Here is a 21,520-nt window from a genome sequence, read left to right as displayed (position 1 = left end):
TCGGACTAGCTGGGCAGCAGCTCACCGAGCGACCGGATGATCCGGTCGGGCCGCGTCGCGACAGGCGGTGAAGCGCGCGGCGAAGCGGTCGGCGAGGTCCGGGGTCAGGCTGGCCGCGCCCATGGCGGCGAAGGTCTCTCCAATCACCCCCCGCCGGGCCTCGGCGATGTCGAACCGCGCCGCCTTGTGCCGCGCGGCGTCGGACCAGAACTCCGCCAGGGCCGCCTCGAGCCGGTCGGCGAGGTCGGCGGGCCGAACCGGCGCGATGGCCTGGGCGAACTCGCTGGCGATCTGAAGCAGCACCAGGGGCCGCTGGCCCGCGGCCAGGATGGTGTCGTCGAGGTCGAAGAGGATCGTGCGGGGGAGCTGGGCCATGGCGCCCGCCAGCTTGTCGCCCGCGGCGCACGAGCGCAACGCGCAAGCCATGCTGGACATCGGCGGCCCGGGGCTCCATCTTCCGGAGTCAAACACCTGTTCGTCCCCCTATTCGGGAAGCCTGCCCATGTTCATGCGTTTCTTCACCGAGCTTCGCGAGGCCAAGGTGCCCGTGACGCTCAAAGAGTACCTCATGCTGATGGAGGCGCTCGACAAGGTCGTGATCGAGCGGAACGTCAACGACTTCTACTACCTGTCGCGCTCGGCCCTGGTGAAGGACGAGAAGAACCTGGACAAGTTCGACCAGGTGTTCAGCCACGTGTTCAAGGGGCTGGAAAAGGTCGACGGGATCGGTATTTCCGACATTCCGGCCGAGTGGCTGAAGCGGCTCTCCGACCAGTTCCTCACCGACGAGGAAAAGGCCCAGATCGAGGCCATGGGCGGCTTCGACAAACTGATGGAAGCTCTGGCCGAGCAGATGCGCAAGCAGCGCGAAGAGGGCGACGGGGACGGCGAGGGCAAGGGTCAGAACGGCCAGAAGGGCGACGGCAGTTCACCCTTCGGCGCCAATGGCTATCACCCGGAAGGCGTCCGCATCGGCCAGGAGAAGGGCCGCCACGGCAAGGCCGTCAAGGTCTGGGACAAGCGCGAGTACAAAAACCTCGACGACTCCGTCGAGCTCGGCACCCGCAATATCAAGGTGGCCCTGCGCCGCCTGCGCAAATGGGTCCGCGACGGCGCCGCCGACGAACTCGACATGAACGGCACCATCAAGGGCACGGCCGAGAAGGGCTATCTGGATATCCAGCTGCGCCCGGAACGCCGCAACAAGATCAGCGTGCTGATCTTCTTCGACATCGGCGGCTCGATGGACAGCCACATCAAGATCTGTGAGGAGCTGTTCTCCGCAGCGCGGACCGAGTTCAAGAACATGGAGTTCTACTACTTCCACAACTGCCTCTATGAGAACGTCTGGAAGGACAACCGCCGCCGTCACGCCGAGAAGCTGAACACCTGGGACGTGCTCCACAAGTTCTCCCACGATTACAAGGTGATCTTCGTCGGCGACGCCACCATGAGCCCCTATGAGATCACCTATCCCGGCGGCTCGGTGGAGCACTGGAACGAAGAGGCCGGCGCCATCTGGATGGATCGCGTGGCCAACATCTACGAGAACATGGTCTGGCTGAACCCGACCGCCGAACGCCACTGGGACTACACCCCGTCCATCGAGGTGATGAAGCAGTTGGTCGGCGACCGCATGTTCCCGCTCACCATCGAGGGGCTGGACAAGGCCATGCGGGAGTTGGCGCGCTAGAGCGAAGGGTTCGTTTCTGGCGTCCGTACGTTCAATCGGGCCAGTTCATTGCCGAAGATCGCGATATCCACGCCAAGTTCCGTCGATAAGGTCGCATCGCGCTTTGCGGTCTGCCTGTTAAGCTGGAGCAGCACGTGAAGGATTCGCCTGTGGACGCCGCCCCGGCCAACGATCTCCAAGAGCCCAACGAGGCCGCGACCAAGGCCGCGGTGTTCTGCGCCGCCGAGCGCCTGTTCGCCCTGCACGGGTTCCAGAACGTCTCGGTGCGCGACATCACCGCCGACGCGGGCGTCAACCTCGCCTCGGTGAACTATCATTTCGGATCCAAGGACGCCCTGCTGTTCGAGATCTTCCGCCGGCGCACGGCGGAGCTGAACCGCGAGCGCGCCCGGATGCTGCACGAGGCCACCGACCGCCATCAGGGCAAGCCGCCGGTGCGCGACATCCTCGAGGCCCTGTTCGCCCCGCCCCTGCGCTGGGCCACGCCCGAGAACGACCGGCGCATCTCGGTCCAGTTCATCATCCGCTCGCGCAGCGAAGGCACTGAGGAGATGCGCGAGGCCCTGACCAAGGATGTCAGCCACCTTGCGCGCTTCGCCGACGCCCTGATCGCGGCCTGTCCCGGCCTGCCGCGTGAGACCGCCTACTGGCGGCTGCATTTCTGCCTGGGCATGGTGCACAACAATCGCTTCGCCGAGTTCGACCGCCTGCACGTCCTGTCGGACGGCGCCACGCGGGAGGGCGACATCGAGGCGCTGTTGAAGCGGATGCTCGACTTCGCCGAGGCCGGCTTCCTGGCCTAGGGCGGTGGGCCCGCTCGCGCGCCTGCTCGCCACAGCCTGCGCCTTCAAGTTCCTCGACGGCTTCCTGCTGATCTATCCGCTCTATGCGGTGATGTTCGTCGACCACGGCCTGACCCCCTGGCAGGTTTCCGTCACCCTGATCGCCTGGTCCACGACGGCCTTCCTGCTGCAGATCCCCGCCGGCCTGCTGGCCGACCGGCTCTCGCGGCGCTGGCTGCTGTGCGGGGCGCAGGTGGTTCGCGGCCTGGGCTTCGCCGCCTGGCTGCTGTTCCCCGGCTTCGCCGGATTCCTGATCGGCCTGATGCTATGGGGGGCCAAGAGCGCCTTCACCAACGGCGTCTTCGAGGCCCTGGTCTATGACGAGCTGCGCGAGGCGGGACGCGCCGAGGACTATGCGCGGGTCATCGGTCGCGCCCAGGGGTTCGGCTTCGCCGCCATCCTGTTGGCCTCGGTCTCCGCGGCCTATGTGGTGCGGTTCGGCTATCCCGCCGCCTTGGTCGCCAGCCTGGCGGCGGCGCTCGCCGCGGCCGTGGCCGCCGTCGCCCTGCCCCGGGCGACCCGGACCCTCAGCCTCGGCAAGGCCGACTATGTGGGCCACCTGAGGCAGGGGTTCGCCTACGCCTCACGCCATCCGACGATCCCCGGCGTCATCCTGCTGCTCGCCCTCAGCCAGGCGTTCGGCGGCGGCCTGGAGGGCTTCTGGCCGGTCTTCGGGCGCGAAGTCGGGTTGCAGACCTCGCAGGTCGCCCTTCTCGCCGCGGCCATCGGCGCGGCCCAGGGCGCCGGGGCGGCCGTGGCGCATCGGTTCCGCCGCGCGCCGCCGTCCGCCTTCCTGGTGCTGTTCGCAGGGATCGGCGCCGTGCTCATCCTGGCCGCCATGGTCTTCCAGGCCTGGACCGTCGCCCTCGTCGCCGTCCTGGCCGGGCTGTTCAAGCTGATCGACATCAATTTCGACGCCCGGCTGCACGACGCCATCCCCAGCGAGACCCGCGCGACCCTGGCGGCGACGCGCAATTTCGCGGGCCTGCTGGCCCTGACCGTCATGCTGCTGGGCTTCGGCCCACTGGCGAACGCCACCGCCTATCGCACCGCGTTCCTCGGCGCGGGCGCCGCTATGGTGGCGATAGGCCTGGCGCTGCTCCTCGCGCGGACCGTCCGGCGGCCGGCCTAGTTGGCCACCGCCTTTTCCAGACCGTCCAGGATGCTGGCCCAGGTCTTCTCGAACTCCGGGCGCATCTTCAGGTCGGAATCCTTCACCTGGCCGTTCAGGTTCGACTGGGTGAGCGTGACCTTGGTCTTGCCCTCGCCTGCCGGCTCCAGGTCGTAGGTTACGACATGGTAGTTGTCGGGCGTGTCCGGGTCGCCCGACTGCTGGCTCCAGTGGGTGTAGCTAAGCCGCCGCGCGGGGTCGAACGAGCGGATTTCGCCCTTATCCTGATAGGGCTTGCCGTTGTATTCGCCGGCGATCCTGATCGGACTGCCGACCTTCCAGTTGCTCTGGACGTCGGCCCCGAACATGTAGGTCTTGATGATCTCAGGCTTGGTCAGGGCTTCCCAGACGTCGTTGGCGGGCGCGCCAATGGTCTTGGAGACCTGGGCTGTCGGTTCGGTCATGACGACTCCTTTGAGTTCTCAAGTGAGTTCAAGCAGCCCTGGGCCGCATCGTTCCGTCCTCCACTGTGTCGGGGCGGGAACCAGCCTCGCCGCGGGCGGGTTTCGAGTCTGACACGACCGTCCAGCAGGGGACGCTCGCGGATCGATAAACAAGGCCGCCGCATGAGCAGCCAGCCCAAGAAACCTTCGGAGGAAACCCACATGCCCCTGAGGTTCCAGCAACAGGACCAGATGGCGACGTTCAGCCCGCCCAGGTCGGCGGCCGCGCCGCAGCACGGCCAGAAGGCGGACAAGGAGGCGACCAAGATCAAGCCGCCCCGGTCCTTCCAGCCGCGCCCCGGCCACTGAGACGCACGGCCGACCTCGACGAAGGCGGCAAGCTGGCCGAAGCTCGGCCGGCGGGCGGATGGTCCGCCGGCGCGGACTCGATCGATGGACCTCAAGGACCCCTTCGCCCTGGTCAGCCCGAGGTTCATGACGCGCCTGAAGTCGGGCGAGCCTCATCAGGTGTTTTCGGGCTTCCTCTACCACCTGGAAGCCGACCGCTATCTCGTGCTCACCGCCCATCATTGCCTGCTCAAGCCCAACACCTTCTACTTCCGCAACCGTGGGAGCGAGGCGACCTGGGGCGATCTCTACGGGCACACCCTGACCTGCGAGGCGCTGGGCCTCGAGGCGCCGCTCTATGACCAGACCCGGCCGCTGTTCGCCTGGCACCACGATCCGGAGAACGCCGCCCTGGACGTCGCCGCGGTTCCGGTGCGGCTGAAGGGCGATCCCCAGGCGATCAACATGCTGGGCCGCTTCGGCGACTACCAGGTGGTGTCACAGGGCCTGGCGCTGACCACCGGCTCCCAGGGGCTGATCTACGGCTAGCCCGGCGGCGCGAGCATCTTGGGGTCGGCCCCCATCGCGCGCGGCTTCGCCCTGGCGTCCGACTATGGGGTCAGCCCCTACAGCTTCCACGTGGACGGGATCGGCGGGGCCGGCTGCTCGGGCGGCGCGGTGGCCCTGCGCGCCGAGGCCGGTGAGGCGACCCTGCTGCAATGGATCGGCATATACGTGGCCACCCACGAGGCCGAACGCCTGGGACGCTGCATCCCCCTGGCGAAGGTCATGGAGGTGGTGGCGCCCTTCGAGGCCGATATCTTGCGTCGGGTATGACCCCCGCGACGATCAGGACGGGCTTTGGGGCTTACCCCGCCGCCGGACTCTGCTAGACCGGGATCATTGATTTAAGTCGATAAGCATTAGGGAGAGCCGGCGCGGCTTTCATTCCCTGCACGCGCGGGCGCGACGCTGTTGGAAGCAAGATTCGAGGAAGAGGGCGAGGCTGCGTCCGCGCCTGAGGTGACGACGACGGAACCCAGCCTGGCGGACAAGGAAGCCGCCTACGAGAAGTTCGTCTGGGATAACCTGAAGCGCAACTATGTCGGCCATTACCTGCACGGCATGCTGGGCATGACGGGCTTTCGGCTGATCAACGCGCCGACCTTCCTGCCGGCCTATCTGCACATGTTGTCGGGCTCTAACCTGATCGTGGGCCTGGGCCTGGGCCTCCAGCAGCTGGGCGGGGTGATCAGCCCCATCGTCGGCGCCAACCAGGTCGAGCACCGAACCAAGGTCATGCCCGCCGCCCTCTGGATGGGCGGCCTGGCGCGTCTGCAGATCATCGGCATGGCGCTCGCCGGCTGGTTCCTGTCGGGCCAGAGCCGCGTCGTCGCCATCATCGGCTTCATGTTCCTGTTCGGCCTGTTCATGGGCACCCAGCGAGTGGTGTTCTCCATGCTGCTGGCCAAGGTGATCCCGATCAGCCGCCGGGGCCGGCTGCAGGCATGGCGCAACGCCACCGGCGGGGTGATCGCCGCGGGCCTGGCCTATCTGGCGGGGCGCTACTTCATCGACGCCAACCTGTTCGGCAACGGCTACTCCACCACCTTCCTGTTCGCCTTCTTCCTGACCAGCCTGGGGCTGACAGCCCTGCGCCTGCTGATGATCGAGCCCGAGCCGCCGACCGTGCGGGCCCAGATGCGCCTGCGCGACCGCATGAAGGAGTTCCCGACCCTGCTGGCCGACCGGGGCTTCCTCTACTTCATGGTCGTGCAGGTCCTGGCCATCGCCGGACGCATGGCGGTGCCGTTCTATGTCATCTACGCCGCCACCTCGATCGAGCTGTCGGGCAAGAACCTGGGCCTGCTGTCCCTGGCCTATCTGGGGGCCGACACGATCTCGAACCTGGTCTGGGGCTATCTGGGCGACAAGACCGGGTTCCGGCTGATCATGCTGGTTTCGCTGGTTCTTTGGGTGGCCTCCACCGTATTGCTGATCAACGCTCACGACTTCGTTCTGATCTTCGCGGCCTTCGCGGGCCTGGGAGCGTCCCAGTCGGGCTACATGATGAGCGCCGGCACCATGATCCTGGAGTTCGGCGAGCGCGACGAGATGCCGATGCGCATCGCGCTCTCCTCCACGGCGGAGGGGATCATGGCGTCGGCGGGACCGCTGATCGGCGGGCTGATCTCCGCGAGCCTGGGCTATGGCGCGCTGTTCTCGGTCTCCATCGCCTTCCTGCTGGCGGGGCTGATCGTTCTGTTGCTCCTGGTCAAGGAGCCCAGGACCGCGCGGCTGTCGTCACTCTAGGGCGGAAGCGTTCAACTCTTGCGCGACCGCCTTGGCCTCATCCCACCGATCTCCTAAGGATGGACCACAAGGTCCGCGCAAGGATGGCCATGTCCGACCGGCGCCCCGCAGGGGAAGCGGCATTTCTCGAGGGCGGCGGCGAGATGGGCGGCCGTGTCCGCGCCCACGACTGGTCCGCCACGCCCCTTGGCCCGCCGGCGGCCTGGCCCCCAGCCCTGAAGACCACCGTTCGCATGATGCTGGCGGCCCGCCAGCCGATGCTGATCCTGTGGGGCGACGACCTCATCCAGCTCTACAACGACGCCTGCCGCGTCCCCTTGGGGGCCGAACGCCACCCCCACTATCTCGGCCAGCCCGCCCGGCTCTGCTGGTCCGACAACTGGAGCGTTTTCGAACCTCAACTCGAGCAGGTGATGGCAGGGCGCGGCGCCACCTGGCGGGAGGACGAGCGCCTGACCATCGTGCGAGATGGCCGCGTCCAGGACATCTACTGGACCTACAGCTTCACCCCGATCCACGATGAGTCCGGCGGACCCGGGGTCGGCGGCGTGCTGGTCCTGTGCAACGAAGTCACCGCCCAGCACGTGGCCGCCCAGGTCGACAACGCCCGGGCCGCGCGGATCCTGGGCGCGATGAGCGAGGGTTTCATGATCCTCGACGCCGCGTTCCGGGTCGTCGAGGTCAATCCAGAGGGCCTGAGGCTCGCGGAGCTGGCCCGTGCCCAGATGGTCGGCCGCGCGCCATGGGAGATCTGGCCCCAGATGCTGGGCGGGCGGATCGAGGCGGCCTACCACCAGGCCATGAGCGAGCGGACGCCGGTCGACCTCCAGCATCGCTACAACGAGCTGTGGCTGGATCTGCGACTCTATCCGATGGAAGACGGCCTGGCCGCCTTCTACCGCGACATCACCGCCACCAAGCAGGCCGAGGAGGCCCTGCGCGAGAGCGAGTCGCGGCTGCGTATCGCCCAGGAGGCGGGCGGCATCGGCGCCTATGAGTGGGACCTGAAGACCGGCGAGCTTTACACCTCCGACGTGGCGCGCCGGCTGTGGGGCATCGCGCCCGACGCCGAACTGACCATGGCCATGGCCGTGCAGATGATCCATCCCGAGGATCGGCCCTACGCTCTGCCCGTCTCTGACCGGCCGATGGAGGACCTTGTCGGCGCGAGTGAGTACCGGATCATCCGCGGCGACACGGGCGAGGTCCGCTGGATGGCCCGTCATGTGGAGATTGTCCGAGGCGCCGCCGGCGCCGCGGCCCGAGTGATCGGCGCCTTCCGCGACATCACCGAGAGCAAGCACTTCGAGGAACACCAGCAGCTGCTGATCAACGAGCTGAATCACCGGGTGAAGAACACGCTGGCCACGGTCCAGTACATCTCGGCCCAGACCCTGCGGGTCTCATCGAGTATCGAGGAGGCGGGCCTGGCGTTCGAGGACCGGCTGCTGTCGCTGTCGCGAGCCCACAACGTCCTGACCCGCGCCAACTGGGAAAGCGCGGGCCTGCGCGACATCGTCGCCGAGGCCATGACGCCCTATGGCGCCGTCGCCGAGCAGCGTCTGCGCATGTCGGGACCCGACGTCAGGCTCGCGCCCCACACGGCCTTGGCCATCGCCATGGCCCTGCAGGAACTGGCGACCAACGCCGCCAAGTACGGCAGCCTGTCGTCCGAGACCGGCCGCATCGACATCGACTGGACCATCGCGCCGTCCGCCCGCGGCGACCGGCTCAAGCTGGTCTGGGCGGAGTCGGGCGGACCGCTGGTGGCCGCGCCGACCCGGCGCGGGTTTGGCAGCCGGCTGCTGGAGCGCGGCCTGGCTCGCGAGATCGGCGGCGAGGTGCGGCTGGCCTTCGCCGCGGACGGCGTCGTCTGCACCATGGAGGGGCCCATCGAGGCCGGACCGGACATCGCCCACGGGATGTCACGCCGCGAAAGTCCGAACCGTCCTGTCTCCTAGAATCCGCCTCCCCGGCGCCAGATTGGATCACCGAGATGACCGCACGCCTGAACCCCCACACCGTCGCCCCCGACACCATCCGACCGCTGCTCGACCTGGAAGCCTCGGTGGCCGGTAGCGGCCTGGAATTCAGCCTGATCGAGCTGGTGAAGACGCGCGCCTCGCAGATCAACGGCTGCGCCTACTGCATCCACATGCACACCCGCGACGCCCGCGGCGCCGGCGAGACCGAGGAGCGGCTCTACCTGCTGAGCGCCTGGCGGGAATCCTCGCTCTACACCGACCGCGAACGCGCCGCGCTCGCCTGGACGGAAGCCCTGACCCTGGTCGCCCAGACCGGCGCCCCGGACGCCGACTACGACGGCCTGAAGCCGCACTTCAGCGAGGACGAGATCGTCAAGCTGACGATGCTGATCGGCACGATCAATGTCTGGAACCGCCTCGCCGTGGGCTTCCGCTCACAGCATCCGAAGTGCTGGAAGCCGAGCGTGGTCGCGGCCTAAGCCGCCAGCCGCTCGGCCTCGGCCTGGGCGATGCGGGCCTTGGCCATTTCGTTGGCCACTTCGTGGGTCGGCCGGCCCTCGGCCAGGGCCCGGTCGAGCACCTCTTCCAAGGTGAGCATCAACCGATCCAGCTTGGCGCCGACCCAGGCCGGGTCGAAGGCTTCGCCGCGCTCGAGGCCGCGGATCTCGGCGGCCACGTTGATGATGCCGCCGCCGTTGATGACGTAGTCGGGGGCGTAGAGCATTCCACGCTCGAACAGCTCGCGCCCGATGGCCGGATCGGCCAGCTGGTTGTTGGCGCCGCCGGCGATGACCTTGGCCGTCAGCCGCGGCAGGGTCGAGGCGTTGATCGCCCCGCCCAGGGCGCAGGGGGCGAAGACGTCGGCCTGGGCGTCGAAGATGGCCCCCGGCGCCACGACCTTGGCGTTGGTCCGCGCGGCCACCTCGGCCAGGGCGTGTTCGTTGACGTCGGTGAGGATCAGCTTCGCGCCGGCCGCGTGCAGCTTCTCGGCCAGATAGGCGCCGACGTGGCCCACGCCTTGGATGGCGACCGTGACGCCGTCCAGGTCGCGCTTGAGCGCCCGCCTCACCGCCAGCCGCACGCCGCGGAACACGCCCTCGGCGGTGACCGGCGAGGGGTCGCCCGAGGCCGCAGGGTGGCCTTCCAGGCCCGCCACATAGCGGGTGGTCTTGCGCGCGCTCATCAGGTCGGCCGGCGAGACGCCGACGTCCTCGGCGGTCCAGTACCTGCCGCCCAGGGTGTCGACCGCACGACCGAAGGCCTCGAACAGGGCCGGCGTCTTCTGGGTGCGGGAGTCGCCGATGATCACCGCCTTGCCGCCGCCCAGCTCCAGGTCGGCCATGGCGTTCTTGTAGGACATGGCGCGCGACAGCCGCAGCGCGTCCTCCAGCGCCGCCTCGGCGCTGGCATAGGGCCACATGCGGCAACCGCCGGCGGCGGGGCCGCGGGCTGTGGAATGCACGGCGATGATGCTCTTCAGACCGGATTTTTCGTCGAAAAACGAATGGACGCCTTCATGGCCCTCAAATGACGGGGAATCGAACAAGGTCATGCCGGGATCATTGCCTGTACGTGGAAGCTATTTCCGCTGCCTCTACGCCCCTGATCGCCGGTTCACAACCCCGCCACAGCCTTTGCCGCACCCTGCGGCGGCAGGATGGCGTTCGGCCACGCGCGGGGGCCGGGGATCGGCGGCGGATTCGACGGCAGGGGCGCGGCCGGGTCGAGGATGAAGCTCAGCAGGTCGGCCTGGACCACCGAACGGTTGTGGTCGCGGGTCATCAGGTGCCAACCCTTGGCGTAGAAGGCCGATCGGTCCGTGGGTTTCAGCCGGCGCGCGGCTTCCATGGAGGGCTTCTTCGGGATGATCTCGTCATTGGCGCCGTAGATGTACAGCACCGGGACCCTGACCTGCCCCACCTGACGCCAGGCCCGCTCCATCAGGCCGACAAAGGCGTAGAGGAAGTCCGACCGCGCGCCCCAGACCATCAGCGGATCGCGGCCCATGGAGATCAGCTCCTCGCGATTGTCGGTCGGCTTGACACGGTTGGTCACCCAACGGGGCGGTGAATAGACCTTGCCGGGGGTGGCCCGGGCGGCGAACCACAGGGCGGTCTTGTACGGCAGCGGCTGGCTCGACCAACCCCAGACCGCCGGCGCCATCAGGATCACCCGGTCGGCGGCCGGCGGCCGGTCCGAGGCGAAGGCCTCGATGGTCACCGCCCCGCCCATGCTTTCCCCGGCCACCACGACGGGCACGCCCGGGTGCAGGCCGCGGACCAGGGCCGTGATCGTCCTCAGGTCCTCGATCATCAGTTCGTCGCCGGCCCAGACGCCGCGATGGGGCGAACGGCCGAAGCCGCGCTGATCATAGGCGTAGGTGGTTACGCCGTTGGCGGCCCAGTACGGCGCGGCCATGGCGAAGGCCCGCGCATAGTCGTTCATGCCGTGGACGCCGATCAGCACCGCCTTCGGTTCGCCCCCCGCCTCCCAGCGGCTCAGCCCCAGGCGGGAGCCGTCGAAGCTGACGAAGGCCTCGGCGTCCAGCCGCGGCCCTTGGAACCCCAGGGGCGGCCGGCCGGCCTGCTGCACCATCATCGAGGAGCAGGCGCCGAGCAGCAGGGTCGCGAGGAGGACGGCGATCAGTCTCATGACGCCAGGATGCCTTGCACCCTTTGGCGAAGATAGGGCGTGACCTCGGCCTCGAACCACGGATTGCGCTTCAGCCAACCGGTGTTGCGCCACGACGGGTGGGGCATGGGCAGATGGTGCGGGAGGTACTCGCGCCAAGCCCGCACCGTTTCGGTCATATTGGCCTTGGCCCGATCACCTAGCGCCCAAGCCTGAGCGTGGCCGCCGACCAGCAGGGTCAGCTCCATCCGGGGCAGGGCCGCCAGCAGGCGCGGCCGCCAGAGCTGGGCGCAACGCTTCGGCGGCGGGTAGTCGCCGCCCTTGGGATCGGTTCCCGGAAAGCAGAAGGCCATGGCCGCCACGCCGATCTCAGGTCGGCCGTAGAAGGTTTCGGCGTCGATCCCCATCCATCCTCGCAGCCGCTTCCCGGACGGATCGGTGAAGGGCATGCCGCTCTCGTGCACCCGCCGACCCGGCGCCTGGCCGCAGATCAGCAGCCGGGTCCGCGGCGTCACCATGACCACCGGCCGAGGCTCATGCGGAAGTTCGCCCGCGCACGCCCGGCAGGCGGCGATCTCGGCGAGGACGGCGGGCAGGCTCATGGGGCGGATATAGCTTTTCCGCCCCATGAGTTGCAGGGTCGTGCGCGATTACGCCGCGAACATCGCCTTTTCCGCCTCGACCCACTTGGCGTAGGACGGCCGGGCCAGGACCTTCTGGACATAGGCCGTGGCGCGGGGATGGCGCTCCTGGTTCGGCTTCCACTGCAGGTGGCTGAGGTTCACGAAGACGCTGGCCACGGCGATGTCGGCCAGGGTGATGCGGTCCTCGACCAGCCAGCCGCTCTCCGGCAGCACCTTCTCCAGGTAGTCGAGGATCGGCGGCAGGGTCTCGGTCTCGGCCTTGACCGCAGCGGCCTCATCGCCCGGCTTGCCCAGGAACTTGGGCGAGACGATGCGGTTGAAGAACATCGTCCCGGCCGCGGCGATCAGGATGGTGTCGGCGAACTCCTCGTACCAGATCGCCCGGGCGCGGGCCTTTGGCTCCAGCGGGATCAGGTTCGGCTCGGGCTGGAGCGCCTCGAGATAGGTGATGATCGCCGTGGAGTCGCACAGCAGGAAGTCGCCGTCCTTGAAGCCGGGCATCTTGCCGAAGGGACTGGCCAGCTTGAACTCCGGCGGACCGCCGCCCATGCCGGCGGGCTGGAGCTCCAGTTCAATGCCCTTCTCGGCCGCGAAGGCCAGGGTCTTACGCACAAAGGGCGAGAGGGACGAGCCATAGAGAATCATTGGTCAGCTCCTTGCGGTGTGGCGGTTTCGCCGGGCAGCGGGAGGCGCAGCCGGTAGACGCCCTTGAAGGTCTCGGGATCGGCTGGCTTGCCGTGCCGGGTGTGACGATCCTACCCTGGCGCGCGAGGCCCCGGGCGGTGTTTCGCACGTGGCCGGTCAGCTTGCGCCAGTTCTCGTTATCGGCGGCGCGGGCCACCTCCTCGGAGGAGGCCGACTTGCCGGCCGGCAGCTTGCCGAGGATCTCGAGGATTACGGCCTCCATATCGACGCTCATGATCAGCCGCCCCGCTTCAGGGTCTCGCGGGCGATGACCACCTGCTGCACCTGGCTGGTGCCCTCATAGATGCGGAAGATGCGCACGCGCTCGGTAACGCACGAACGGCGCGCATCCTCCGTAACCCAAAGAAGCTCTTCGACGAAGACAATGGACGAGCGCCTCTTCGCCTATCGCGTTCGCCCGCTCAACGGCATCGCGGGCAGAGCTTCACCATGGCCCTGACTTAGCGTTAAGGTATACCCTTCTGAAGGGAGACAGCTAATGCGAGTGTCGAAAAACTTGGCGGTCGTCACATTCGTCTTGGCTGCGCTGGCTGCGGGTCCGGGCGCCGCGGAGCCGACAAGCAGAGAATTAAGGGAGAAGGCAGCGGCGGAGAAGAAGGTCCAGATTGCCGCGCTAGAGCGAACGGTGCAGCCCGTATTGGCTTCGCCAGGCAAGTTGGTCGTTGAAGATCTCCGCCCGGCCGATGCGAAACGCAATAGGCTATTGTCCGGTTGGATGTTCGACTGTCACAGCGCAATCTGGAACCTCGGCGACAACAGGGTTGCGCCCGATCGTATCGCGAGGCTGGAAGAAGCACTGCTGGTCAGTCTGGGCGAAGGTATCGCGGGCCAGAAGCTCACGGTTCGACGCTATACGATCTCCCTGAACGCTCGGGCAGCTGTCAGCGCCACAACCTTCGAAGGCACCGGCGGAATCGTCCCAAGTCTGATGAAGCAGGGCGTGGACTACCAGGAAAACGCGCCGCCTGCTTCGATCCGCGCTCAGTGCAAACGCGAGGAAATGCAGGCCGGGTGGTTCGAAGCTCGCGACATCACAAACAACTACTCGCCAATCATTATCGAGATGGATTTCTCGCTTGGTGATAGAGTCTACTTGGTGCGTTCCGCATACTCGGCGGAGGTAGAGCCTTGGGACGTGTTTGAGCCCAGAAAGAGCACGCCAATTATCGCGGCCATCGTCCAACACGCAATGGCCAAGGCGCATGTCGCTGTAGCGGATGAAGTAGCGAGGCCGGAGTGATTGGAGCCTACCGTTACTCTCCCGCCTGCGGCGTCTCGCCGGGCAGCGGGAGGCGCAGCCGGTAGACGCCCTTGAAGGTCTCGGGATCGGCTGGCTTGCCGTGCCGGGTGATGACGATCCTACCCTGGCGCGCGAGGCCCCGGGCGGTGTTTCGCACGTGGCCGGTCAGCTTGCGCCAGTTCTCGTTGTCGGCGGCGCGGGCCACCTCCTCGGAGGAGGCCGACTTGCCGGCCGGCAGCTTGCCGAGGATCTCGAGGATTACGGCCTCCATATCGACGCTCATGATCAACCGCCCCGCTTCAGGGTCTCGCGGGCGATGACCACCTGCTGCACCTGACTGGTGCCCTCATAGATGCGGAAGATGCGCACGTCGCGATAGAACCGCTCGATCCCGTGGTCGGCGACGTAGCCGGCCCCGCCGAAGATCTGCACCGCCCGGTCGGCGACCTTGCCGACCATCTCGGAGGCGAAGTACTTGGCCGCGGCGGCCTCCATGGTGACGCTCTGGCCGGCGTCACGCTTGCGCGCGGTCTCCATGGTGAGCGCCTTGGCCGCCAGGCTCTCGGTCTTGCTATCGGCGATCATCCCCTGGATGAGCTGGAAGTTGGAGATCGCCTGGCCGAACTGCTTGCGCTCGGTGGCGTAGGCGACGCTGTCGGCGATCAGCCGCTCGGCCACGCCGACGCAGAGCGCCGAGATGTGCAGACGGCCCTTGTCGAGCACCTGCATCGCCACCTTGAACCCCTCGCCCTCGCGACCCAGCCGGTTCTCGACGGGGACGCGGACATTGTCGAAGTTCACGTCGCAGATATGGGCGCCCTGCTGGCCCATCTTCTTCTCGGGCTTGCCCACCGACAGACCCGGCAGATCGCGCTCCACCAGCAGGGCCGTGACCCCGCCCGCGCCGGGCTTGGAGGGGTCGGTGCGGGTCATCACCGTGAACAGGTCGGCCTTGTTGGCGTTGGTGATGAAGCGCTTCACGCCGTTCAGGACATAGTGATCCCCGTCGCGCACGGCGCGGGTCTGGACGTTGGCGCTGTCTGATCCGGCCTCCGGCTCGGTCAGCGCGAAGGAGGTGATGATCTCGCCCGAGGCGATGCCCGGCAGGTACTTGGCCTTCTGGGCGTCGGTGCCGAACATCACCAAGCCCTGGCTCCCGATGCCAACATTGGTGCCGAAGGCCGACCGAAAGGCCGGGCTGGTGCGGCCGAGTTCGACGACCACCAGGCACTCGTCCTCCATGGAGAGGTCCAGGCCGCCGAATTCCTCGGGGATCGACAGGCCGTAGAGGCCCAGTTCGCGCATCTCGGCCAGCACCTCGTCAGGGATGGCGTCGTCCTCCGAGACCTTGGCCTCCAGCGGACGCAGCCGCTCGGTGACGAACCGGCGCACCGTGTCGATGAGCTGCTCGCGGGTTTCGAGGTCGAGGGCCATTGGGTTTTCCGTTAGCTGCAGGGGGTCGCATCGCGGGCCGCCGGAGCGACCTTGGACACCGTGACGGCGATGATGGGATCTGGCCAGGACTGGCTGTGGACCCCACCGGCCGGGACAGCGCAGCCTGAGGCCTTGCGGCGCATGAGCTGGCCGCCGCGGACCGCCGCCAGCTCCAGCTCGAAGGTCACGGGACGGGCCAAGCCGTTCCAGATCTTCATGTAGGACTGCTTCTTCACGGGCGAACTGTCGAGCGCCACCCCGATGCGGCCGGCGCCGGAGCCCTTATAGGTCTCTGCCTCGCCCTCCGGCTGGGCCGCGCCCAGCTTGCCCGTATCGACGCCGCCGAGCACGGGCGCAGCCCTGGCGTCCAACCGGAACAGGGCCCGCTGACCCTGCATGACCTGCACGTTTCCGCCGTCGACCTTGGTCTTGGGATCGAAGCCCACAGCTGCCAGCGCCTCGACCAAGGTCTTGGGCTTCGCGGGGGTTGGGGCGGCGGCATCCGCGGGAGCTGGCTTTACGGGGCCAGGCTCAACTGGAGCCGATTCCGCCGGCGCGACCTGCTCTGGAGCCGCCTCTACGGGCGCCGTTTCGACCGACGCCGCCTCCGCGGGCGCGACCTGGACAGCAGGAGCCTCCGGTGGCGGCGCTTCTGCTGTTTGCTCGGGCTTGAGGAAGTCGTCGAGCGTCAGCGGAGGGGTCGCCTCCTGCGCCTGGGCGGCCGTGGCGAGCAGCAGACTCAGCAGCAGTCCGGCGCGCACGATCACGCCTTGGCGAGCGCCAGAGCCGAACCCTGACCGACGCCGACGCACATGGTGGCGAGCGCACGCTCTCCACCCCGTTCCTTCAGCGCCCGCGCCGCGGTCAGCGCCAGGCGCGCGCCCGAGGCCCCCAGCGGGTGGCCGATGGCGATGGCGCCGCCGTTCGGATTCACATGCTCGGCGGCGTCGTCCAACCCCCACGATCGGGTGCAGGCTAGCGCCTGGGCGGCGAAGGCCTCGTTCAGCTCGATGACGTCGAAGTCGCGCGCCGTGATCCCGAGGCGCGCGACCAGCTTGGCCACCGCCGGCACCGGGCCCACCCCCATGACGCGGGGCGCCACGCCGCCCGAGGCGCCGCCCTCGATGCGGGCAAGGGGCTCCAGGCCGAGCTTCTGGACCATCTCGGCCGAGGCCAGCAGCAGGGCCGCAGCGCCGTCATTGACCCCCGAGGCGTTGCCCGCCGTCACCGTGCCGTCCTCGCGGACGATGGGGCGCAGGGCGCTCAGGGCCTCCAGGGTGGTGTCGGGGCGCGGATGCTCGTCCAGGCTCACCACCACGTCGCCCTTGCGGTCCTTGATGGTCAGGGGCGCGATCTCGCCGTCGAAGAAGCCGCGCTCCCGCGCCGCGCCCACGCGGGCCTGGCTGCGCTGGGCGAAGGCGTCCTGGTCGGCGCGGTTGATCTGGTAGTCGGTCGCCACGTTCTCGGCCGTCTCCGGCATGGCGTCGACGCCGTACTGCTTCTTGAGCGCCGGGTTGATAAACCGCCAGCCGATGGTGGTGTCGTACATCTCCGGGGTGCGCGAAAAGGCGGTGTCGGGCTTGGCCATGACGAAGGGCGCGCGGCTCATGCTCTCGACGCCACCTGCGATGATCAGGTCGGCCTCGCCCGCTGCGATGGTCCGGGCGCCGGCGATCACCGCGTCCAGTCCCGAGGCGCAGAGGCGGTTGACGGTCAGACCCGGCGTGGTCTGCGGCAGGCCGGCCAGCAGCAGGGCCATGCGGGCCACATTGCGGTTGTCTTCGCCCGCTTGGTTGACGTTGCCGTAGATGACCTCGTCGACCAGCTCCCAGTCCAGGTTCGGATAGGCGGCCATCAGGGCCTTCAGCGGATGGGCGGCCAGGTCGTCGGCCCGCACCTTGGAAAGCGCACCCGCATAGCGGCCGATGGGGCTGCGAAGTCCGCCGCAGAGATAAACAGTCCGGCCTTGCATGTGAGGTTCCCGCCGCCTAGGTCGCTTGTGAGATTTGGCGGCAAACTAGTGTTTGAACGCGCGGCGGGCAAACCCTTCGCGCGGCGATCGGCGAGGAATTCTATGGACGGCGGAGAACAGCAGACCACGGCCTGGCGGCACGAGCTCATCGAGGCCGGCGAATGGGCCGGCTGGTACGCCTATGGGAACGACCCGTTCGAGGATCTCGCGGGCCCATTTTACTACCGCAAGGACGAGACCGGCCGTCCGCTCTGCGCCGTGCGCGCCGAGCGGCGGCATATGAACGGCGGCGGCTTCATGCACGGCGGGGCGCTGATGACGTTCGCCGACTACTGCCTGTTCGTGATAGCCCGCGAGGCCCTGGCCGAGAGCCGCAGCGTCACGGCCACCTTCAACAGCGAGTTCGTCGGCGCGGTGGCCGAGGGCTCGCTGGTGGAGTGCACGGGCGAGGTGGTGAAGGCCGGCCGCAGCATGGTCTTCGTGCGCGGCCTGATGACCGCCCGCGGCGAGACGGTGATGAGTTTCTCGGCGGTGCTCAAGAAGACCACCATCAGGACCTGATCCGTGCTGGTCGAGCTCACCTCAGCCGACATCCCCGAGTGCATGCGCATCGAACGCCTGCCCGGCTACGACGCCTTCATCGGCCAGTGGACGGCGGAGGAGCACGCCACGGAAATGGCGTCGCCGGCGGCCCGGTATCTCGGCTGGCGGACTGGCGAGGGCCTGACGGGGTTCGTGATCTTCCAGCGCTACCAAGATCGGGTGGTGCGCCTGCGGCGGATCGCGGTGACCCAGCCCAGCGGTGGGACCGGGACCAGGTTGCTGCTGGCGGTGATCGACTGGCTCTTCGAGCGCAATCCGGCGCACGCCATCGACCTCCACGTCCGGCCGGCCGGCCAATGAGCGAGCCATCAAGGTCTATGCGCGCGAAGGCTTCGTGATGGCCCAGCCGGAAGAAGACAACGCCGAAACCATGATCCTCACCCGCGAGCGGCGGGCGCAACGAAAGGCCCTCACCCCATGAAGCCGCTGGACCCCGCGAAGCTGAAGAAGGCCGCCCCCGGGGCCGCGCTCGTGCTGCTGGCCGGACCCGTGTTCCTGTTCCTGGCCACGGACCTGCTGCTGTTTCTCTTTCTCTCGGCGCGCAAGGGCATGCGGCCCGAGCAGGTCGGAACCCTGGCCAGCGAACTGGTCTTCGGCCTGTTCGCCGGCCTGCTGGCGGCCTACGGCATGCGCATGGTCCGCCGGGCGTTGAAGGAAGAGGCGTGAGCTTCACGCTCTCCGTCCTGGACCTCTCGCCGGTCAGCGGCGAGGACACCCAGGCCCAGGCGGTCCGCGACACCATCAAGGTCGCCCAGGCCGCCGAGCGGCTGGGCTACCACCGCTTCTGGCTGGCCGAGCACCACAATATCGGCACCCTCTCCTCCCCGGCCCCTGAGATCCTGATCGCGGCCCTGACCCAGGCCACGAACACCATCCGCCTGGGTTCGGGTGGGGTGATGCTGGTCAACTACTCGCCGCTGAAGGTGGCCGAGGTGTTCATGGAGCTGGAAGCCCTGGCGCCCGGCCGCATCGACCTCGGCGTGGGCCGGGCCCTAGGCACGGACGGCCGCACCGGCGGCGCCCTGCGCTCGGCGGGCTCCGAGGCGTTCCCGCAGTATTTCGCCCTGCTGAACGCCTGGTTGCTGGACGCCTCTGGTCGTGAGCCGATCACCGAGGCCCACCCCGCCCACGACATCCATGCCAACCCGTCAGGGCCCAGCCACCCTGACCTGTTCATGCTGACCTCCTCGCCCGACAGCGCGGACTTCGCTGGCCGCGCGGGGGTGGGCATGGTGTTCGCCGAGTTCATCGCCCGCGTCGACGGGGCCCCTTCGGTGGAGGCCTATCGCAGGGCCTTCGAGCCCTCGGTGTTCCGTGACAAGGCCTGGGCCGGGATCGCCACCATCGCGCTGGCGGCGGAGAGCGACGAGGAAGCCCAGCGCCTGGCCGCCCCCATGCGCGCCTCGAACCTCGCCACCCTGTTCAACCAGCGCCGGCGCTTCCGCTCGATCCCCGAGGCCCAGGCCTTCCTCGCCGAGCATGCGGACGATCCGCGGCTCGAGGGCGTGATGGCGCGGGGTATCGTCGGCGACGCCGAGACCGTCCGCGCCAGGCTGGCGGAGAAGGCCAAGAGCACCGACGCCGACGAGCTGTTCGTCATGGCTGCCGGTCCGACCCTGGAGACCCGCATCCGCTCGCTGGAGCTGATCAAGCCGTCCTAGTGGGCGTGGTCCATGACGGGCGCGGGCGCCGCCGGCGCGTCGGCGAGCCGCGCCTCGATGCGCGTGACGCCATAGACCGCCCGCCACCGCTTCTTGTCGCCCGAGACCGCCAGGCGCCATGGAGCTTCCTTGGCCCCCAGCGGCTTGCCGTCGACCTTGTCGCCCAGCACCACCGTCGCGTCGTGGAAATCCTTGTCGAGCTCGGCCAGGGAGAACACGGCCTGGAAGCCGTCGGCCCCGGTGACGATCACGAAGGCCCGCAGGGGATCGCCATGCAGGCGCGGTCCCACCGGCAGCCCGCCGGCGCGCAGCACATAGGCCAGGATCGGTCCCTCATAGGTTTTCGACCCCGTGTCCTGCGGCACGGCCACCTCGGCGCGGGGGAAGCCCGCGAGGTCGGCGGCCCTCAGGACCTTGGCCTTGCCGTCCAGGCCGACGACGGTCAGCTCCTGCGCCGCGGCCGGCAGGGCCAGGGCCAGGGTCGCGACGAGGGCGAGGATCTTGATCATCCTAGTGGCCGAACAGTTCGTGCGGCATGGCCCCGACCAGGGCCGCGGTCATGCAGGTGGCCAGGAAGCCGGCGACCAGCGCCTTCCACACCATGCCGATGATCTCGTTGCGCCGCTCGGGCATCAGCACGCCGATCCCGGAGACGGTGATCCCCACCGAGCCGACATTGGCGAAGCCGCAGAGCGCGTAGGTCATGATCATGCGGGTCCGCTCGGTCATCTCGCCGGCCGGGATGGCGCCCAGCTGGATGAAGGCGATGAACTCGGTCAGCATCAGCTTCACGCCCAGCAGGTAGCCGGCTTTCAACGCCTCGTCCGCGTGGATTCCCATGGCCCAGGCCAGCGGAGTGAAGATCACGCCCAGCACGCGCTCGATGGTGACCGGTTCGCCATAGACCGGCGGGAAGATCGAGAGCACGCCGTTACCGATCGCCACCAGGGCCACGAAGACGATCAGGATGGCGGAGATGTTCAGCACCACCGACAGCCCGTCCATGGTGCCCTTGCTGATGGCGTCGATGGAGGAGTCGTATTTCAGCAGCGAGGTGTAGTCGGCGTAGGCGCCGCCCAGGCCCTGCTTCTCCGGCACGATAATCCGCGCCAGCAACACGCCGGCCGGGGCCGAGATGATCGAGGCGACCAGCACGTGGGCCGCGGCGTTGGGCAGGCTAGCCTTCAGGATGGTCGCATAGGCGACCATGGTGGAGCCCGCGACGGTGGCCAGACCCACGACCATCATCAGGAACAACTCCGAGCGGGTCAGCCGGTCCAGATATGCGCGGATGACGATCGGGCTCTCGATCATGCCCAGGAAGATGTTGGCCGCCACCGCGAGCGCCGAGGCCCCGCCCAGGCCCATGGTGCGCTGGAACAGGATGCCGAACACCCGGATCACCCACTTCAGCACATGCCAGTGCCACAGCAGGGCCGACAGGGCCGAGATCACCAGGATCAGCGGCAGGACCTGGAAGGCGAAGGTGAACAGAGCCCCGGTGTTGGTCACCTGATAGGGCTGGTCGCCGCCGCCCATGTAGCCGAACACGAACCGTGTGCCCTGGGCCGTGGCCGCGGCCAGGCCGTCGACCCCGTTGTTGATCGTCTGGATCACCGCCTGCGAACCCGGCAGGCCGAACAGCAGCAGGATCAGCACGATCTGGACGAAGATGGCGCCCGCCGCAAGCCGCCAGGGAAACGCCTTTCGGTTCTCGGAGAGGGCCCAGCAGGCGACCAGGATGAAGGCCAGCCCGGCGAGGCTCTGAGCGTTTTCATGACGGAACATGGATGGCCCCCGGCCCGCGGACTCACAGGCCTAACACGCTCCTATTGACTACGGAGGCCCACGCCTAAGCAAGCGCACGCGCCGCCGCGCCCTTGACGCTCGCCGAA

26 protein-coding genes and 3 pseudogenes are annotated in these 21,520 nt (G+C 68.1%); 14 read left to right on the top strand and 15 right to left on the bottom strand.

Features of this window, described 5'->3' with window-relative positions; genetic code table 11:
- Positions 1-21: 21 nt before the first annotated feature.
- Positions 22-435: a hypothetical protein gene (locus Q8Q77_RS19490; protein WP_305585624.1), complete on the bottom strand. Its 414-nt coding sequence runs from the start codon at positions 433-435 to the stop codon at positions 22-24.
- A gap of 67 nt (positions 436-502) precedes the next feature.
- On the opposite strand from Q8Q77_RS19490, the gene Q8Q77_RS19485 reads away from it, so the two are divergent.
- From Q8Q77_RS19485 to Q8Q77_RS19475, 3 genes are all read left to right on the top strand, one after another.
- Positions 503-1,693: a VWA domain-containing protein gene (locus Q8Q77_RS19485; RefSeq protein ID WP_305585622.1), complete on the top strand. Its 1,191-nt coding sequence runs from the start codon at positions 503-505 to the stop codon at positions 1,691-1,693.
- A 134-nt stretch (positions 1,694-1,827) separates the two neighbouring features.
- Positions 1,828-2,496 carry a TetR/AcrR family transcriptional regulator gene (locus tag Q8Q77_RS19480; RefSeq protein ID WP_305585620.1) on the top strand — a complete coding sequence of 223 codons (669 nt, stop codon included), beginning with the start codon at positions 1,828-1,830 and terminating at the stop codon, positions 2,494-2,496.
- Positions 2,497-2,500: 4 nt separating this feature from the next.
- A complete protein-coding gene (locus Q8Q77_RS19475) occupies positions 2,501-3,667 on the top strand; it encodes an MFS transporter (RefSeq protein ID WP_305585618.1) in 1,167 nt (388 codons plus the stop codon).
- On the opposite strand, the gene Q8Q77_RS19470 is transcribed toward Q8Q77_RS19475, so the two are convergent.
- Entirely contained in the window at positions 3,664-4,110 is a 447-nt protein-coding gene (locus Q8Q77_RS19470; protein ID WP_305585616.1) for an SRPBCC domain-containing protein, read from the bottom strand. The two genes, Q8Q77_RS19475 and Q8Q77_RS19470, sit on opposite strands and share 4 nt — an antisense overlap.
- 162 nt (positions 4,111-4,272) lie before the next feature.
- Here Q8Q77_RS19470 and Q8Q77_RS19465 point away from each other — a divergent pair, with 162 nt between their 5' ends.
- The 6 genes from Q8Q77_RS19465 to Q8Q77_RS19440 all read left to right on the top strand — a co-directional run bounded on the left by Q8Q77_RS19465 (position 4,273) and on the right by Q8Q77_RS19440 (position 9,214).
- Positions 4,273-4,458, top strand: a complete 186-nt coding sequence (locus Q8Q77_RS19465; RefSeq protein WP_305585614.1) for a hypothetical protein — start codon at positions 4,273-4,275, stop codon at positions 4,456-4,458.
- A gap of 84 nt (positions 4,459-4,542) precedes the next feature.
- Positions 4,543-4,986 (top strand): hypothetical protein, encoded by a 444-nt coding sequence (locus Q8Q77_RS19460; RefSeq protein ID WP_305585612.1) that lies wholly within the window; start codon positions 4,543-4,545, stop codon positions 4,984-4,986.
- Between the two features lie 18 nt (positions 4,987-5,004).
- Positions 5,005-5,274: a hypothetical protein gene (locus Q8Q77_RS19455; RefSeq protein WP_305585610.1), complete on the top strand. Its 270-nt coding sequence runs from the start codon at positions 5,005-5,007 to the stop codon at positions 5,272-5,274.
- A gap of 138 nt (positions 5,275-5,412) precedes the next feature.
- Positions 5,413-6,750 (top strand): MFS transporter, encoded by a 1,338-nt coding sequence (locus Q8Q77_RS19450; RefSeq protein WP_305585608.1) that lies wholly within the window; start codon positions 5,413-5,415, stop codon positions 6,748-6,750.
- Between the two features lie 89 nt (positions 6,751-6,839).
- Positions 6,840-8,711, top strand: a complete 1,872-nt coding sequence (locus tag Q8Q77_RS19445) for a sensor histidine kinase (RefSeq protein ID WP_305585606.1) — start codon at positions 6,840-6,842, stop codon at positions 8,709-8,711.
- A gap of 35 nt (positions 8,712-8,746) precedes the next feature.
- A complete protein-coding gene (locus Q8Q77_RS19440) occupies positions 8,747-9,214 on the top strand; it encodes a carboxymuconolactone decarboxylase family protein (protein ID WP_305585603.1) in 468 nt (155 codons plus the stop codon).
- Here Q8Q77_RS19440 and Q8Q77_RS19435 read toward each other — a convergent pair.
- The 7 genes and pseudogenes from Q8Q77_RS19435 to Q8Q77_RS20790 form a co-directional block, all read right to left on the bottom strand.
- Positions 9,211-10,287 carry a Glu/Leu/Phe/Val dehydrogenase dimerization domain-containing protein gene (locus Q8Q77_RS19435; RefSeq protein ID WP_305585601.1) on the bottom strand — a complete coding sequence of 359 codons (1,077 nt, stop codon included), beginning with the start codon at positions 10,285-10,287 and terminating at the stop codon, positions 9,211-9,213. The genes Q8Q77_RS19440 and Q8Q77_RS19435 overlap by 4 nt on opposite strands.
- A gap of 62 nt (positions 10,288-10,349) precedes the next feature.
- Positions 10,350-11,387 (bottom strand): alpha/beta hydrolase, encoded by a 1,038-nt coding sequence (locus tag Q8Q77_RS19430; RefSeq protein ID WP_305585600.1) that lies wholly within the window; start codon positions 11,385-11,387, stop codon positions 10,350-10,352.
- A complete protein-coding gene (locus tag Q8Q77_RS19425; RefSeq protein WP_305585599.1) occupies positions 11,384-11,968 on the bottom strand; it encodes a uracil-DNA glycosylase family protein in 585 nt (194 codons plus the stop codon). Before Q8Q77_RS19425 ends, Q8Q77_RS19430 begins: the two co-directional genes overlap by 4 nt.
- A 48-nt stretch (positions 11,969-12,016) precedes the next feature.
- Positions 12,017-12,655: a glutathione S-transferase family protein gene (locus Q8Q77_RS19420; protein ID WP_305585597.1), complete on the bottom strand. Its 639-nt coding sequence runs from the start codon at positions 12,653-12,655 to the stop codon at positions 12,017-12,019.
- A pseudogene (locus tag Q8Q77_RS20800) lies at positions 12,652-12,729 on the bottom strand (hypothetical protein); the annotation flags it as partial. The gene Q8Q77_RS19420 and the pseudogene Q8Q77_RS20800, both read right to left, overlap by 4 nt.
- Before the next feature lie 89 nt (positions 12,730-12,818).
- Positions 12,819-12,917: pseudogene (locus Q8Q77_RS20795) on the bottom strand (hypothetical protein); the annotation flags it as partial.
- Positions 12,918-12,931: 14 nt separating this feature from the next.
- A pseudogene (locus Q8Q77_RS20790) lies at positions 12,932-13,015 on the bottom strand (hypothetical protein); the annotation flags it as partial.
- Between the two features lie 178 nt (positions 13,016-13,193).
- On the opposite strand from Q8Q77_RS20790, the gene Q8Q77_RS19410 reads away from it, so the two are divergent.
- Positions 13,194-13,955 (top strand): hypothetical protein, encoded by a 762-nt coding sequence (locus Q8Q77_RS19410; protein WP_305585593.1) that lies wholly within the window; start codon positions 13,194-13,196, stop codon positions 13,953-13,955.
- A gap of 13 nt (positions 13,956-13,968) precedes the next feature.
- Here Q8Q77_RS19410 and Q8Q77_RS19405 read toward each other — a convergent pair whose 3' ends face one another.
- Genes Q8Q77_RS19405 through pcaF form a run of 4 tightly spaced genes read right to left on the bottom strand, consistent with a single transcriptional unit; the run spans position 13,969 to position 17,361 of the window.
- Positions 13,969-14,238, bottom strand: coding sequence for a DUF3253 domain-containing protein (locus tag Q8Q77_RS19405; RefSeq protein WP_305585591.1), 270 nt, complete (start codon positions 14,236-14,238; stop codon positions 13,969-13,971).
- A 2-nt stretch (positions 14,239-14,240) separates the two neighbouring features.
- Entirely contained in the window at positions 14,241-15,389 is a 1,149-nt protein-coding gene (locus tag Q8Q77_RS19400; RefSeq protein WP_305585590.1) for an acyl-CoA dehydrogenase family protein, read from the bottom strand.
- Positions 15,390-15,400: 11 nt separating this feature from the next.
- Positions 15,401-16,150: a hypothetical protein gene (locus Q8Q77_RS19395; protein WP_305585588.1), complete on the bottom strand. Its 750-nt coding sequence runs from the start codon at positions 16,148-16,150 to the stop codon at positions 15,401-15,403.
- A gap of 2 nt (positions 16,151-16,152) precedes the next feature.
- Positions 16,153-17,361 carry a 3-oxoadipyl-CoA thiolase gene (gene pcaF / locus Q8Q77_RS19390; RefSeq protein ID WP_305585586.1) on the bottom strand — a complete coding sequence of 403 codons (1,209 nt, stop codon included), beginning with the start codon at positions 17,359-17,361 and terminating at the stop codon, positions 16,153-16,155.
- 102 nt (positions 17,362-17,463) lie between these two features.
- Between pcaF and Q8Q77_RS19385 the strand changes: the two genes are divergently transcribed.
- From Q8Q77_RS19385 to Q8Q77_RS19370, 4 genes are all read left to right on the top strand, one after another.
- Complete coding sequence (locus Q8Q77_RS19385; protein ID WP_305585583.1) at positions 17,464-17,922, top strand: PaaI family thioesterase; 459 nt, start codon at positions 17,464-17,466, stop codon at positions 17,920-17,922.
- A 3-nt stretch (positions 17,923-17,925) separates the two neighbouring features.
- Entirely contained in the window at positions 17,926-18,264 is a 339-nt protein-coding gene (locus Q8Q77_RS19380; protein WP_305585580.1) for a GNAT family N-acetyltransferase, read from the top strand.
- 117 nt (positions 18,265-18,381) lie between these two features.
- Positions 18,382-18,630, top strand: a complete 249-nt coding sequence (locus tag Q8Q77_RS19375) for a hypothetical protein (RefSeq protein ID WP_305585579.1) — start codon at positions 18,382-18,384, stop codon at positions 18,628-18,630.
- Positions 18,627-19,625 carry an LLM class flavin-dependent oxidoreductase gene (locus Q8Q77_RS19370; RefSeq protein ID WP_305585577.1) on the top strand — a complete coding sequence of 333 codons (999 nt, stop codon included), beginning with the start codon at positions 18,627-18,629 and terminating at the stop codon, positions 19,623-19,625. Before Q8Q77_RS19375 ends, Q8Q77_RS19370 begins: the two co-directional genes overlap by 4 nt.
- Here Q8Q77_RS19370 and Q8Q77_RS19365 read toward each other — a convergent pair.
- Together Q8Q77_RS19365 and Q8Q77_RS19360 are read right to left on the bottom strand one after the other, a co-directional pair.
- Positions 19,622-20,134, bottom strand: coding sequence for a hypothetical protein (locus Q8Q77_RS19365; RefSeq protein ID WP_305585574.1), 513 nt, complete (start codon positions 20,132-20,134; stop codon positions 19,622-19,624). The two genes, Q8Q77_RS19370 and Q8Q77_RS19365, sit on opposite strands and share 4 nt — an antisense overlap.
- 1 nt (position 20,135) lies before the next feature.
- The gene (locus tag Q8Q77_RS19360) at positions 20,136-21,413 is read right to left on the bottom strand and encodes a NupC/NupG family nucleoside CNT transporter (protein WP_305585572.1); all 1,278 of its coding nucleotides are present in this window, start codon (positions 21,411-21,413) and stop codon (positions 20,136-20,138) included.
- Positions 21,414-21,520: the final 107 nt, after the last annotated feature.

Source organism: Phenylobacterium sp. (genome assembly GCF_030698145.1).
GTDB lineage: Bacteria > Pseudomonadota > Alphaproteobacteria > Caulobacterales > Caulobacteraceae > Phenylobacterium.
This window is presented reverse-complemented; position numbering and strand designations above follow the sequence as displayed.

Excerpts from the sequence above, each read along its gene's own strand:
- pcaF (WP_305585586.1), bottom strand. The coding sequence starts at position 17,361 with ATGCAAGGCCGGACTGTTTATCTCTGCGGCGGACTTCGCAGCCCCATC.
- Q8Q77_RS19385 (WP_305585583.1), top strand. The coding sequence starts at position 17,464 with ATGGACGGCGGAGAACAGCAGACCACGGCCTGGCGGCACGAGCTCATC.
- Q8Q77_RS19420 (WP_305585597.1), bottom strand. The coding sequence starts at position 12,655 with ATGATTCTCTATGGCTCGTCCCTCTCGCCCTTTGTGCGTAAGACCCTG.
- Q8Q77_RS19465 (WP_305585614.1), top strand. The coding sequence starts at position 4,273 with ATGAGCAGCCAGCCCAAGAAACCTTCGGAGGAAACCCACATGCCCCTG.
- Q8Q77_RS19485 (WP_305585622.1), top strand. The coding sequence starts at position 503 with ATGTTCATGCGTTTCTTCACCGAGCTTCGCGAGGCCAAGGTGCCCGTG.
- Q8Q77_RS19400 (WP_305585590.1), bottom strand. The coding sequence starts at position 15,389 with ATGGCCCTCGACCTCGAAACCCGCGAGCAGCTCATCGACACGGTGCGC.
- Q8Q77_RS19365 (WP_305585574.1), bottom strand. The coding sequence starts at position 20,134 with ATGATCAAGATCCTCGCCCTCGTCGCGACCCTGGCCCTGGCCCTGCCG.
- Q8Q77_RS19470 (WP_305585616.1), bottom strand. The coding sequence starts at position 4,110 with ATGACCGAACCGACAGCCCAGGTCTCCAAGACCATTGGCGCGCCCGCC.
- Q8Q77_RS19435 (WP_305585601.1), bottom strand. The coding sequence starts at position 10,287 with ATGACCTTGTTCGATTCCCCGTCATTTGAGGGCCATGAAGGCGTCCAT.
- Q8Q77_RS19375 (WP_305585579.1), top strand. The coding sequence starts at position 18,382 with ATGAAGCCGCTGGACCCCGCGAAGCTGAAGAAGGCCGCCCCCGGGGCC.
- Q8Q77_RS19360 (WP_305585572.1), bottom strand. The coding sequence starts at position 21,413 with ATGTTCCGTCATGAAAACGCTCAGAGCCTCGCCGGGCTGGCCTTCATC.
- Q8Q77_RS19440 (WP_305585603.1), top strand. The coding sequence starts at position 8,747 with ATGACCGCACGCCTGAACCCCCACACCGTCGCCCCCGACACCATCCGA.
- Q8Q77_RS19430 (WP_305585600.1), bottom strand. The coding sequence starts at position 11,387 with ATGAGACTGATCGCCGTCCTCCTCGCGACCCTGCTGCTCGGCGCCTGC.
- Q8Q77_RS19460 (WP_305585612.1), top strand. The coding sequence starts at position 4,543 with ATGGACCTCAAGGACCCCTTCGCCCTGGTCAGCCCGAGGTTCATGACG.
- Q8Q77_RS19410 (WP_305585593.1), top strand. The coding sequence starts at position 13,194 with ATGCGAGTGTCGAAAAACTTGGCGGTCGTCACATTCGTCTTGGCTGCG.
- Q8Q77_RS19490 (WP_305585624.1), bottom strand. The coding sequence starts at position 435 with ATGTCCAGCATGGCTTGCGCGTTGCGCTCGTGCGCCGCGGGCGACAAG.
- Q8Q77_RS19425 (WP_305585599.1), bottom strand. The coding sequence starts at position 11,968 with ATGAGCCTGCCCGCCGTCCTCGCCGAGATCGCCGCCTGCCGGGCGTGC.
- Q8Q77_RS19405 (WP_305585591.1), bottom strand. The coding sequence starts at position 14,238 with ATGAGCGTCGATATGGAGGCCGTAATCCTCGAGATCCTCGGCAAGCTG.
- Q8Q77_RS19445 (WP_305585606.1), top strand. The coding sequence starts at position 6,840 with ATGTCCGACCGGCGCCCCGCAGGGGAAGCGGCATTTCTCGAGGGCGGC.